The following is a 12507-nucleotide window of genomic DNA, read 5'->3' as shown; positions in this document are numbered from 1 at the left end:
CGTGTTACTTAGTTCGCCTGGGGCGCATTAGCCCACGCCAGCGGCGCGTCGTTCAAGCCCCAGTAGAGGCTCTTCTGTTGCATGTATTCGCGGATGCCGAGGCGCCCTTTCTCGCGGCCCATGCCGCTCTCTTTCCAGCCGGAGAACGGCGTCGAGATGGAGAACAGCTTGTAGGTGTTGATCCACACGGTGCCGGCTTCGAGCGCACGGGCAACGCGCCAGGCGCGCTTGTAGTCGCGCGTCCAGATGCCGGCGGCGAGACCGAACACGCTGTCGTTGGCCTCCTTGAGCAGCGAGGCCTCGTCGTCGAAGGGCATCGCTACCAGCACCGGTCCGAAAATTTCTTCCTGGCAGATACGAGCGCTGTTCGACAGACCGTCGAGAATCGTCGGCTGATAGAAGTTGCCCTGTTCGCGTCCGTCGCCCACCGGCCGTTCGCCGCCGCACAGCAGGCGTCCGCCTTCTTCCAGGCCCAAAGCGACATACCGTTCCACCGATTCGCGATGCGCTGGCGTAATCAACGGACCCATTTGCGTTTCAGGTTGTGACGGATCGCCGACGCGCAGCTTGCGTGCGCCTTCGGTCAAACGCTTCATGAAGGCGTCGTAGATCGAGCGTTGGACGAACAAGCGCGAGCCTGCGATGCATGCTTCGCCCGACGAGCTGAAGATGCCGTACAGGACACCGTTGACGGCGTGATCGAGATCCGCGTCATCGAACACGATGGTCGGCGACTTTCCGCCCAGTTCGAGCGACACGGGCATCAGCTTGTCGGCAGCGATGCGGGCGATGCCGCGGCCCACTTCCGTGCCGCCGGTAAACGAAACCTTCTTCACGAGCGGATGGCGCACCAGCACGTCACCGATCACCGAGCCTTTGCCAGGCAGTACGCTCAGCACGCCCTTCGGCACACCCGCCTCTTCACAGATGCGCGCCAAAGCGAGCGAGACCAGCGGCGTGACTTCAGCAGGCTTCAACACCACCGCGTTACCACCAGCAAGCGCGGGTGCGAGCTTTTGCGCATCCGAGGCGATCGGCGAGTTCCACGGCGTAATCGCCGCGATCACGCCAATCGGCTCATGCACGCTCATCGTCATGTAGTCGCCGCGCGAAGGCGTCAGTTCTTCATCGAGCGTTTCAAGGCAAGCGGCAAAGTAGCGGAACGTGTTGGCCGCGCTTGCCACCAGCACGCGTGTTTCGCCGATCGGCTTGCCGTTATCGCGCCGTTGCAGATTCGCCAGCGCTTCGTGACGCGCCATGATCAGGTCGGCGATCCGGTACAGGATCAGCGCGCGTTGATGCGGCTTGAGACCGGCCCAATCCGCCTTGCGCCATGCTACGTCCGCAGCTTCGACCGCGTCGCGAGCATCGTCGGCGTTGGCCGTCGAGATTTCCATGTTGACCGACTGATCCGCCGGATACAGGCTTTTATACGGGTTGCCACGCCCCTGCCGCCATTCGCCGCCGATGAAAATATCGCCGGTGGGCACGAGGCTGGTATCGAAGTGAGTCATGTCGGTCATCCGCTCAGTTACATCTCATCAAATCACGCAACGCGCCGCGCGGTTGCGCAGGGCACGGATCGCGCTGAACGCGGTCAGCGCGGAAGTCTTGGGGTTGTCCGGCAGCGGCTTGCCGCACATTTCAAGCGACATCTCGCCGAACGCGCCACGCGCCAGAATCCTGTGTACGTTGCGCGACACCGCCGGGTCCGCAATCAGCCGCACAATCGTCTGATCAAGCCCGAGACCGGCCAGCGCAATCGTCGCCGCCACGTTGGCATTCTTCGGATAAAGCCGCGCCGCTTCGCGCGCGCTGCCTTCGAAGATGATCCGCTCTTCCGTCAGGCTGTGCAGGTCGCAGACCTCTTCGGCGGGCGTGCCGAGCCAGCCGGTCGGCGGCTTGCGGCCGGTGTACAGCACTTCGTCGAGACCACCCAGTTTTGCCGCAGCCAGCGCATCCACGCCGCCAATCGCTCCGGACAGCAGCGTGAGCGTCGCATCGCCTTCGTCCGCCGCGGCGGAGAGTGCGTCGAGCAACAACACATCCGAGAGCGCGCCGATCGAAGCCACTGCGCAATCGGTGCCGGCCTTCAGCAGCGGCACGACATGGTCGACGAGCGCGCTGTGGCCCGCGCATTCCAGCGCGAACTGCGGGCGGCTGTTCAACGCCGCCACCGACGACACCACATCCACCGACGCGCCCACCACTTCACGCACCGCCGCCGCATGACGCTCGGGGACGATCACGTGCGACACGCGCACCTGAGGGTCCGCCGCGACCGAGCGATACACCGCCTGGCCGATCGCGCCAAAGCCGATCATCGCAACATCCACGGGCGCGTGATGTCCCATGTGCTGACGATCACGCATGTTCCGGCTCCTGCTTCTTGACCGGAGGGCCGGCAAACGCGGTGGCGAACGAGCCGACCGACAGCATGTCCACTTCCACCAGTACCGGGCCAGTCTTCGCCAGACCTTCGCGGATAATCTCGTCCGCGTCGTCGAGCGACTTGATGCGGTAGTGGGTGAGCTTCAAGCTCTCGCAGAACTGTGCGAAGTCCGGTTGATGCAGATCCACGAAGCAGCGGCGGCCGCCGTAGTGCGCGTCCTGAATATTGCGGATGACGCCGTAGCACTGGTCGTTCATCAGCACGATCATTACGTTGGCGTTTTCCTGCACGGCCGTAGCGAGTTCGCCGACGTTGACCATCAAGCCGCCGTCGCCGACCAGGCATACGGTCTTCGCAGCCGTTTCAGCCAGCGCCGCACCGATTGCCATCTGCATGCCCTGGCCGATACCGCCTCCCAGCGCGTGAACCCCTGCGCGCGGCGTGAAAATCTTCAGCAGGCGGTTGCCCCATGTGCTGTTCGAGATCGTCACATCACGGACCCAGTTGTAGTCCGTGCCTACCGAGCGTTGCAGTGCATCGACGAGGCGCTTGTACGGGCCGAGGCCCTTGCCCACATCTGCTACGGCGATTTCGCGGGCGGCGGCAAGATCGGCGGCAAACGTCGGATCCACCTTCAGGCGGCCTTCGAGCAGCGTTGCGAGTTCTTCCAGCACCACAGCGGAATCGCCATGCACGAACAGATCGTTGCGATAGCCACGGTTGTCGGCCAGTGCGTCGGCGTCGATGCGGTACAGCGGTTGCGGCAGCGCCAGCTTGTACTTCAACGTTTCATTGCCGCGCAGACGCGAGCCGACCACGAGAACCGCATCGCAAGTCTTGTAGAAGCTTTCCACCGACGCATGCACGTTGAACGCGCCGAGCGTCGCCGGATGATCTTCCGGCAGGATGCCGCGGCCCTGCACGCTGGTCACGACGCCAAAGCCCAGCGCCACCAGACGTTCCACTGCTGCACGTGCATGGCGCGTACCGCCGCCCAGCCACAGCAACGGGCGCTTGGCCTTGACCAGTTCTTCGGCGAGTTGTGCGACGCGCTTGCTATCGTGAGTCAAAGTCGTCACATGCGGCGCGCCAAGATCAGCCGGCCATTCGATTTCCGCAGCCTGGATGTCGATCGGAATCTCGACGCTCACCGGGCCGCTCGGCGCGGTTTGCGCCACGCGCACCGCTTCGCGAATGGTCGGCAGCGCGGTTTCAGCGGTGCGCACGCGGAACGCCGCCTTCGAAATCGACGACAGCATCGACAACTGGTCCGGCGCTTCGTGGATATACGCGAGGTCCTGATCGAGGTATTCGGTTTCGATCTGGCCGGTGATATGCAGCAACGACGTGCCGGCAGTCAGCGCTTCGACCATCGCACCCGCCGCGTTACCGGCTGCCGTGCCCGTGCTGGTGAACGCCACACCGAGGCCACCCGAGACGCGCGCCAGACCATCGGCCATGTTGACGGCACCGGCCTCGCCGCGTGCGCCGACATAGCGGATCTTGCCGCGATTGTTGATCGCGTCGAGGATCGGCATGTTGTGGATCGAAATCACGCCGAACGTGGTGCGAACGCCGCATTGCTCGAGAAAGGCGGCAATCAGCTCGCCGACGGTGGTTTTATTAGACATGTCGTGCATTGCCTCCAGAGACATCGATATGACTGCCCGTCGTATAGGACGACAGGTTGGTAGCCAGATAAAAGAGTGCCTGTGCGGCCTCTTCGGGACGGCCGAAGCGGCCAAGCGGAATGTTTTTCTTGCGTGCGAGTTCTGCGGTCCAGTCTTCCCAGCTCTGGCCCGGCTCGGCTTGCGTGGCGAAGCGGCGGCGCCATTGGCCCGACTCGACGATGCCGATCAGAATCGAATTCACGCGGATACGCTGCGGTGCGAGTTCCACCGCGAGCGACTTGATGAGGCTCAGCAAGCCGGCGCGCGCCGAGGACGTTGCCACCATATGCGGCTCCGGCTGCAGCGCCAGCAGCGAATTCACGCAGACGATCGAGGCGTTGCCCGTGCCGGCCGCATCGCGCAGCATCGGCAGGAACGCGCGGGTCGGGCGGATCACGCTGAAATACTTGAGGTCGAGTTCTTCGCGCCAGGCGTCGTCGGTGGTGTCGGCGAAGGTCGAGACGCGGCCCTGGCCGGCGTTGTTCACCAGCATGTCGGTGCGGCCAAAGCGCGCCTGCACCGCTTGCGCGAAAGCGTTCACTTCCGCGGCGTCAAGCACGTCGCAGCGCGCGGCCAGCAGTTGCGCCGCCGGAAACTGCGCCTTTAGCGACGCTTCCGCTTGTGCGAGCCGCTCGGCATCGCGTCCGCAGATCGCGACCGATGCGCCTGCACGCAGAAACAGTTCGGCAGTCGCGAGGCCAATGCCGGACGAGCCGCCCGTCACCACCGCTACCTGCCCGGTCAAATCGATTTGGATCATTAGAGCCCCAATGCCTTCATGTATTTGCTGCCTGCTCCCGGCCCGTTTTTGGGCCGGTAGTTCAGGCGCTGCGAGAGTTCATCGGCCGCGCGGCGGACCTTGTCGATCAGGCCGCTGTCGAGCAGCGACGCATCGATTTCCGGCCGTGGAATCGTCGTCGTGATCACCGCGACGATGCGGCCCGTGTCGTTGCGCACCGGCGCGGTCACGACCGAAATGCCGCGCTCGAAGGACGATTCGCTGATCGCGAAGCCGCGCTGCGCGTCGTCGCGAATCCGTTCGTATAGCTCTTCGATGGTTTCCGGCGTGAGCTTGGTAAAGCGATGCAGCTTGCGCTCGGGATACAGCACGCGCAGATCGTCGAGCGTCAGGTCGCCCATCAGCACCTGGCCATGCGTCGTCGCATGAGCGGGCAGACGCGTCCCGACGTTCACCTTCACCGAGCTGAAAATCGGCGTATGGCTTTGTGCCTTGGCGACGAACACGACGTCGCGTCCATCGCGAATCAGGATGTGGCTCGTCAGACCCGTATCGTTGCGCAGCGCCTCGATGATCGGCAAACCGAGGTCGGTCAGTTCGAGCGAGCTCAGGTATTCGAAGCCCAGGCGCAACACCGCGACGCCGAGGCGATAGTTACGGTCCTTGTCGGCACGCTCGAGAAAGCCGAGCGATTCGAGCGTTTGCAGCAGACGGAACACCGTCGTGCGGGGAATCTTCAGGCGCCGGGACAACTCCGGGGCACCGAGTACCGGCTCGCGGGGCGAGAACTCGCTAAGAATCTTCAGACCACGTTCGAGACCCGGCACCTTGTAGCCAGGATCGGCCCGGTCGTCGTCTCGGTCGTCGTCTGTTACGCGCTCGGCGTTAATCGTGTCGGGCGTCATTCAGTGGCTCCGTGGTGCCGCGCTGGCGCGGCAGAACGTGTCGATGAGCGCGGTATACGCGTCAGCGGCTTCGATATATCCGGCGTGGCCGGCACGCGGCACCACCTGCAAAGGCGTGCGTGCGGCTTGAGCGAGTCGTTCGCAGGCGGACGGCGGCGTGATAGTGTCGTCGGCGCCGACTGCAACGTTGATGCGGCCGCGATAGCGGGCGAGGTCTGCGGCGAGATCGGCGTTGGCGAGCAGATGCGTGGCTTGCGCGTAACCGTGCGGCAGGATGCGCGCCATATTCCAGCGCACCCATGCACGCGCCGTCTCGTCCGCGTGTTGCGACAGCATGTTCGCGCTGCGCTTTTCGGCGAGACCTTCGGGGCCGAGTTCGGCCAGCATCGCGAGGCGCTGATCGCGCTTCGTTTCGCGCACCTCGGCAGCCGCCGCGCCGTAACCGCCGGCAGGCGACAGCAGCAACAGGCCCGCGACCCGCTGCGGATTGGCAGCAGCGAACGCACCCGCGATGATCGCGCCCAGCGAATGCCCGACCAGTACGCAACACTCGATGCCAAGCGCGTCGAGCCAGCCGCGCAGCACGTCCGCGTAGTCCGCAGCTTTGGGCGAAGCGGGTTCAACCGGATTGGACACGCCGTACCCCGGTGCATCCCATGCCAGTACACGACGCGTGGCGCCCAGCGCTTCAAACTGCTGCACCCACGACGCCGCACCCGAACCGATGCCATGCAGCAATACGAGCGGCAACGCGTCGTTGCGCGCCGAAGAAGCGGGTTGGGCTTCGCAATATCCCACGATCTGCTGCTCCGCGGTGACGAGCTGCTGCATCGGGAAGTGCGCAAGACGCACTTCGAGCGAGGCAGCGAGATCGGCAGTGGTGGACGGGATAGCGGACATGGGTTCTATCTGCAAGTGCAAGATGTGGTGGCTTCAGTACGGCACCGTGCGGCGCACGGTGCCGTGTTGTCTATCGCTAGCAGCGGGCGCTCAACCTGCAGCACCCCGCTCTCGCTTGACGCGTAAGGCTTAGCGCTTCAGTTTGGCCAGCGGCGAATCCGGCGGATACGTCGGCGTGATCGGCTTCGGCGAACCGAGCATCACGCACATCAGCGCATCTTCTTCACCGATATTCACTTCGGTGCGATACACCCCCGGTGGCACCGAGATCAGATCGCGTTCGCCGAGCACCGATTCCCAGGTCTGGCCGTCGCGCTCGCAGATCACCTTCATCTTGCCGCGCAGCACGAAGAAAATTTCTTCGACATCCATATGAATATGGCTCGGGCCGATGTTGCCGGCCGGAATCACCATGGTCGAGAACGTGAAGCCGCCAGCCGGCACCGTGTTGACATCCTTCGCGACGCCCGTGCCGCCCGTGCCCACATAGCGCATCTGCGCACGGCGATACTTCGGGTCATAGTCGGCCTGGAACTTCAGCGCGTCCCAGTCGTAGCGACGGGTTGCGAGGCGCGCCACGCGCGATTCCATCCACTGCTCAAAGCTGGCTTCCGCGGGTTGATCCCACGACTTACGTTCGATTTCGGTGTCCGCCATCTCTTTCTCCTTTCGGTCAAGACAAGATCAATTCATCACAAAGCCGCCGTTCACCGGCAGCAACTGGCCGGTCACGAAACGTGCGGCATCGGACAACAGGAACAGGACCGGCCCCGTCACATCGTCGGGAACCTGGGCGCGGGTCAGCGCGCGGCCTTGCAGGTAATACTCGTGACGCTCGGCGGGCACGTATGCGGTCGCCTCGACTTCGGTCAGGCCCGGCGCAATCGCGTTGACCGTGATGCCGTGTGCGCCGAACTCACGCGCCAGCGAACGAGTCATCGCGATCACCGCGCCCTTGCTCGCGACATACGCCAGCAGCTTCGGCGCACCCCACATCGCCGTATCCGAGGCGATGTTGACGATGCTGCCGCGCCCCGAATCGCGCAGATGCGGCAGTGCTGCGGTGCTCATCAGCCAGGTGCCGCGCACGTTGACGTTCATCACCGCGTCCCACGTATCGACCGTCAGCTCGCCGGCGAACTTGCCGCCGGAGTTGGTGATCGCCGCGTTGTTGATGAGCGCGTCGAGTCCGCCGAGCAGCGCGACGGCCTCAGCGACGAAGTTCTGGATGTTCGACGGTTCGGCGAGGTCCAGCGGCAGGAAGTGCACCGCTTGACCTTCGCCCTGGAGCGTGTCGGCGAGCGCACGGCCTTCGTCGTGCAACACGTCGCCGAACACCACTTGCGCGCCGGCTTGCGCCAGCGAGCGCACAAACGCTGCGCCGAGACCGCGCGCGCCGCCCGTGACGATCACGCGCCGGCCATTCAGTGCCGCGAGCACAGCGTTGGCGTTATGCATGGCTATGTCCTGCTGCTGCACCCGCTTCGGCGGTGGCAGCTTGCGCACGGTGCGCGGCGAGCGCCTCGAAATCCTGCTGGGCGCGCTGGCGCAACATGCGGCGCACACGCGTCATGCCCACATCGTGCTGATAGAGGAATTCGTGCTGGCGGGCATTCGGCGCCATGCTTTCGAGGACGTAGCGGTCCTGTTCCAGCACGTCCCAATGCAGGCCTTCGAGACGGTTGCGGTACATGAAGCGCCATGCATCGCGCTGCCAGCCCGACACCTTGCGGGTACGCCAGAAGTAAACCTGGCAGTTGTTTTCGTCGACGGGCACGGCGAAGCCGATGATCCCGAAGTTGCCACCCGGGCCAAACTTCTTCTTGTACGGAATCGCCAGACGCATCCACAGGCAGCCCGTTTCGCCCAGTTCAACCCAGTCGAAGTTGACGTCGCGCTGGCCGACCTTTTCGAACATCAAACCGGTCTCGGTCTTGCGCACACGCATGTCGGCCTGCTTGTCGCCTTCGGCCATCGAGTGCGAAGTGGCGTGCAGATACGCGCCGTGCATCGGGTCCATCACGTTGTCGATCGCGTACTGGTAGTTGCACTTCCAGTTCGACATGCACAGGAAGCTCGCATACTCCTCGCCCACCAGTTCTTCCGGCAGCACGAGCGGTGCGGGCTCCTTGTGCGCGTCGTCGCCGAACCACAGGAAGATCGCGCCGGCGTGTTCCTGCACCGGGTACGACTTCACGCACTTCTGGCCTTCGAGCGGGCAGTTCGAGACCGCCGGCACCTTCGTGACCATACCGCCGCCGTCGATTTCAATGCCGTGATACCAGCAGGCGACGCTGCCGCCGAGGTTCCAGCCGAGCGACAGACGCGCGCCGCGGTGCGGGCAACGGTCTTCCAGCGCGTGAACCAGGCCTTCCTGATCGCGCCACAGCACGATCTGGTCGCCCAGGCGCGTCAGGCCGATCGGCGCATTGCCGACTTGCCAGCTCGGCGCGACCGGGTACCAGTAGTTGCGCAGGCCGAGGTCGAGGTAAGCCTGAAGCGGATCGGCTGTGCCGTGATCCGTCGTGTTGGTAGTAGTGGGGGACGTCATGGAAAGACTCCGGATGCGGTGCAGTGAGACGGGTTCGCTCGGTTGTTCGGGGCTCGCGCTTACTCGGCGAGCAGACGGAATTCGGCGGTCAGGCGCTCGGCGGTCCATGCCGCGCCTTCCGGAGTCCGGAAGCCGACGCGATTCAAGCCGTCGACCACTTCCTGCAACTCCACTGCGCCTGCATCGAACACCTTCTCGAGCGCGTCGCCGAAGTCGTTCTCGTATTGCGTCGGTTCGGCCTTGCGGGTTTGCCACACGAGGTTTTGTGCCTCGCCCGGCTTTTCGATGACGCCCTTGCCGGCCACGTTGTTCGGCTGCGGCGCGAGCCACGGCTTCAGGGAGGGATTGAATTTCACGGCTTGCTCTCGCATGTCATTCCACCTTGATCTGGATTTCTTCACCGGCGAGACGAACCGCGTACACCTTCAGGTCGCGGCCGCCCGGCTCTTTCAAGCACTTGCCAGTCGGGATATGGAACACGGCTTCGTGCAACGGGCATTCGACGGTATCGCCGTCGACAAAGCCCTGCGTCAGCAACGCGTACGCATGGGGGCAGACGTTTTCCAGCGCGTACAGCGCATCGCCCACCTTGTAGATGCCGATCTCCGAGCCCTCGAGCTTGAACTCGAGCGGCGCGTCTTCGGACAGGTCGCCGGCATGTCCGGCGCAACGCCATTGTTCAGTCATTTGCTACCTTCTCCTGGAGCCTTTTCTGTTCCACCTAAGAAACAGCAGTTCGTGTATGGACAATTATAGGAGCCGCTTTGCCGAGAAAAAAAGAAAAATCTGCGGCGTTACGGGAAAACACTGATGTGGCGTCGGGCAGACACCCCAGCCCTTACCTCCCTGACAACGGGACCAGCGTTACGTCCCTATTCCCTAAGGCTTTTCTGTCGGCATCCGAAGCAATCCTTCGCACGGCATTCGGGTTTCCTCGGGGCTCAAAAATTTATTTTGACCACTTCTGAAGACCCTATACTTTCCATAGGCGATACACACGCCCATAGGTGGAACAAACAAGAAGCGAAGTTTTGGCGCATAAACCACGACCAACGCTCCCTCACTCAATGCACTACAGACGGCGGAATGGGATCTAGCTATTCGTCATATGATCAGGAGAACCAACGGTGAAAAGAATCATTGCAGTCGGACTTACGGCCATGTGTGCCGCGTCAGGGGCATGGGCACAAAGCAGTGTCACGCTTTACGGTAGTCTGGATGCCGGAGTCGCGTACATCAGCAATGTCGGCGGAAGTACGAAATGGATCGCGGAACAGGGCAACATGCAGCCCGACCGTTGGGGCCTGAAGGGTGTCGAGGATCTGGGTGGTGGTCTGCACGCCATCTTCCAGTTGGAAAACGGCTTCTATACGACGACGGGGGCAATGGCGTCGGCCGGCACGTTGTGGAATCGCCAGGCGTATGTGGGTCTTAGCTCGGATCAGATCGGTTCGCTGACGCTGGGTCACCAGACGCCGTTCAACTTCGACGTGCTGGGTCCGCTGAGCACCGGGTATCTCGCCGCCAGCTGGTATGCGTTCCACCCGGGCAATATCGACCAGTTGGCCGACACGAGTGTGGTGCCGTTCAACAACTCGGTGAAGTTCCGCTCGGCAAGCTTTAGCGGCTTCTCATTCGGCGCGATGATGGGTCTCGGCAACACGACTGACTTCGCGACCGGGCGCACCTTGAGCTTCGCGGCCAGCTATGCGAACGGTCCGTTCAAGGCAGGCGCGGTCTACTCGAACGAGCATGACCAGACGCCGTCGATCGTCACGACCGGCATCACGAACTTCCAGGGTGTGGCAGCCGCCAACTACACGGCGGACAAGGTCGAGAACATGGGCGCCGGGCTGTCGTACCAGTTCGGCAACCTGCTGGTGCATGGCCTGTACACGCGCGTGAAGCTGGACTCGCCGGGGTACTCGAGCACGTATCAGACCTACGACGCGGGGGCGAACTATCAGTTCACGCCGTTTAACAGCGTGGCGGGCGGTGCTGCGACGACGAGCTTCGACGGTCACCGCTGGACGCAGTTCGAGATCGGCGATATCTACGCGCTGTCGAAGTCGACCCAGGTGTATGTGAATGCGCTGTATGAGCGTGCGGGTTCGAATACGGACGCTGCGTTCTTCACGGCAGGCGTCTCGAATGGCCGCAATCAGATGGTGTTCCTGACAGGTGTGCACCACTCGTTCTAATGAGGTAAGCGGCCGGGTGCCATGCAGCCGGACCGCGCTTCGTTTAGCCGGCTGCCCCACACATCCGGGCCGCCCTTTGGCTAGCTGGCCGCCACAGTCCTGCGGCGCGCCTCGGCCACAGTCGGATCTTCGATACGTGGCCGGTAATTAAGGCGCGTTGACAGTTCCACCGCCGCATTGCACACCGCCGCAATCAGCGGTTCGCGGTCGCCGGCCTCGCCGATATCCGAGCGCGGCACCGTGACCGTCAACGCAGCCACGATGCGGCCAGTCTGGTCGCGCACGGGCGCCGTCACCACCGAAATCCCACGCTCGAACGAAGCCTCGCTCACGGCATAGCCGAGCGCCGCGCTTTCACGCACACGTTCGTTGAGTTCTTCGACGGTCGCCGGCGTGCGATCCGTAAAGCGCTCGAGCTGCGGCTCGGGATAAAGCTGGCGTAATTCCTCGAAACTCAGATCGCCCATCAACACCTGGCCATGCACGGTGGCATGCGCCGGCAGACGTGTGCCGACATGCACCTTGACCGAGCTGAACATCGGATCATGCGCCTGGGCTTTCGCGACGAACACCACATCGCGCTGATCGCGGATCAGCAGGTGCGCGCTCAGTCCCGTGGCATCACGCAGGCGTTCGAGCAGCGGCGTGCCGACATCGGTCAATTCAAGCGAACTCAAATATTCGAAGCCGAGCCGCAACACCGCGACGCCGAGTCGGAAATGACGGTCGCCATTGACGCGCTCCAGAAAACCGAGCGCTTCGAGCGTCTGCAGCAGGCGGAAGGTGGTGGTACGAGGAATGCCGATGCGCTTCGACAGTTCCGGCGCGCCTAGCACCGGTTCGCGTGCGCTGAACTCCGCAAGAATGCGCAGGCCCCGTTCGAGACCCGGGACGAGATAGGTCGAACCGCCGGCGCTCTCTTCGTCGGCGGTTTCGCTGAGATCAACGGGTGCTGCGGCCTCGTCTTGAGCCGTCGGCGCATCGCCGCGCGGTTTGGCCGCTTTGCGTCCCGCTCCTGTCATGTTTTCTTTTGCCATATCCGGCTATGGTTCGTGCTGATCGTCTACAGATCAGCATGATAGCGCGAAGCGTCGCGGGCCAATTTGGCCTGATGGGACGAATTCTGGCATCGTACGGTCTCACCACGCT

13 protein-coding genes are annotated in these 12507 nt (G+C 63.3%); 1 reads left to right on the top strand and 12 read right to left on the bottom strand.

From position 1 onward, the window contains the following. Positions 1–8 precede the first annotated feature (8 nt). The 11 genes from BLQ92_RS35950 to BLQ92_RS35900 form a co-directional block, all read right to left on the bottom strand. Positions 9–1514: an aldehyde dehydrogenase gene (locus BLQ92_RS35950; RefSeq protein ID WP_090694888.1), complete on the bottom strand. Its 1506-nt coding sequence runs from the start codon at positions 1512–1514 to the stop codon at positions 9–11. 27 nt (positions 1515–1541) lie between these two features. After that, positions 1542–2372 (bottom strand): aspartate dehydrogenase, encoded by an 831-nt coding sequence (locus tag BLQ92_RS35945; protein ID WP_090694798.1) that lies wholly within the window; start codon positions 2370–2372, stop codon positions 1542–1544. Then, entirely contained in the window at positions 2365–4023 is a 1659-nt protein-coding gene (locus tag BLQ92_RS35940) for a thiamine pyrophosphate-binding protein (protein WP_090694884.1), read from the bottom strand. Before BLQ92_RS35940 ends, BLQ92_RS35945 begins: the two co-directional genes overlap by 8 nt. Further along, positions 4016–4822: an SDR family oxidoreductase gene (locus tag BLQ92_RS35935; protein ID WP_090694795.1), complete on the bottom strand. Its 807-nt coding sequence runs from the start codon at positions 4820–4822 to the stop codon at positions 4016–4018. The genes BLQ92_RS35940 and BLQ92_RS35935 overlap by 8 nt, the downstream gene beginning before the upstream one ends. Further along, positions 4822–5706 carry an IclR family transcriptional regulator gene (locus BLQ92_RS35930; protein ID WP_090694791.1) on the bottom strand — a complete coding sequence of 295 codons (885 nt, stop codon included), beginning with the start codon at positions 5704–5706 and terminating at the stop codon, positions 4822–4824. The genes BLQ92_RS35935 and BLQ92_RS35930 overlap by 1 nt, the downstream gene beginning before the upstream one ends. Next, complete coding sequence (locus tag BLQ92_RS35925; protein ID WP_090694786.1) at positions 5707–6606, bottom strand: alpha/beta fold hydrolase; 900 nt, start codon at positions 6604–6606, stop codon at positions 5707–5709. 129 nt (positions 6607–6735) lie between these two features. Further along, complete coding sequence (locus tag BLQ92_RS35920; protein WP_090694782.1) at positions 6736–7263, bottom strand: cupin domain-containing protein; 528 nt, start codon at positions 7261–7263, stop codon at positions 6736–6738. Positions 7264–7290: 27 nt separating this feature from the next. Beyond that, the gene (locus BLQ92_RS35915; protein ID WP_090694779.1) at positions 7291–8064 is read right to left on the bottom strand and encodes an SDR family oxidoreductase; all 774 of its coding nucleotides are present in this window, start codon (positions 8062–8064) and stop codon (positions 7291–7293) included. Further along, complete coding sequence (locus BLQ92_RS35910; RefSeq protein ID WP_090694775.1) at positions 8057–9157, bottom strand: aromatic ring-hydroxylating dioxygenase subunit alpha; 1101 nt, start codon at positions 9155–9157, stop codon at positions 8057–8059. The genes BLQ92_RS35915 and BLQ92_RS35910 overlap by 8 nt, the downstream gene beginning before the upstream one ends. A 59-nt stretch (positions 9158–9216) precedes the next feature. Then, a complete protein-coding gene (locus BLQ92_RS35905; protein WP_090694770.1) occupies positions 9217–9528 on the bottom strand; it encodes a recombinase-like helix-turn-helix domain-containing protein in 312 nt (103 codons plus the stop codon). Position 9529: 1 nt separating this feature from the next. After that, positions 9530–9844 carry a non-heme iron oxygenase ferredoxin subunit gene (locus BLQ92_RS35900; RefSeq protein WP_090694765.1) on the bottom strand — a complete coding sequence of 105 codons (315 nt, stop codon included), beginning with the start codon at positions 9842–9844 and terminating at the stop codon, positions 9530–9532. Between the two features lie 473 nt (positions 9845–10317). Between BLQ92_RS35900 and BLQ92_RS35895 the strand changes: the two genes are divergently transcribed. Beyond that, positions 10318–11358: a porin gene (locus BLQ92_RS35895; protein ID WP_425194904.1), complete on the top strand. Its 1041-nt coding sequence runs from the start codon at positions 10318–10320 to the stop codon at positions 11356–11358. An 80-nt stretch (positions 11359–11438) separates the two neighbouring features. Here the strand turns inward: BLQ92_RS35895 and BLQ92_RS35890 are convergent, their stop codons facing one another. Then, entirely contained in the window at positions 11439–12395 is a 957-nt protein-coding gene (locus tag BLQ92_RS35890) for an IclR family transcriptional regulator (RefSeq protein ID WP_090694760.1), read from the bottom strand. Positions 12396–12507 lie beyond the last annotated feature (112 nt).

Source organism: Paraburkholderia phenazinium, from assembly GCF_900100735.1.
Taxonomy (GTDB): domain Bacteria; phylum Pseudomonadota; class Gammaproteobacteria; order Burkholderiales; family Burkholderiaceae; genus Paraburkholderia; species Paraburkholderia phenazinia.
Note: the sequence above shows the minus strand (reverse complement) of the source record. Positions and strands in the feature narration are given on the sequence as shown.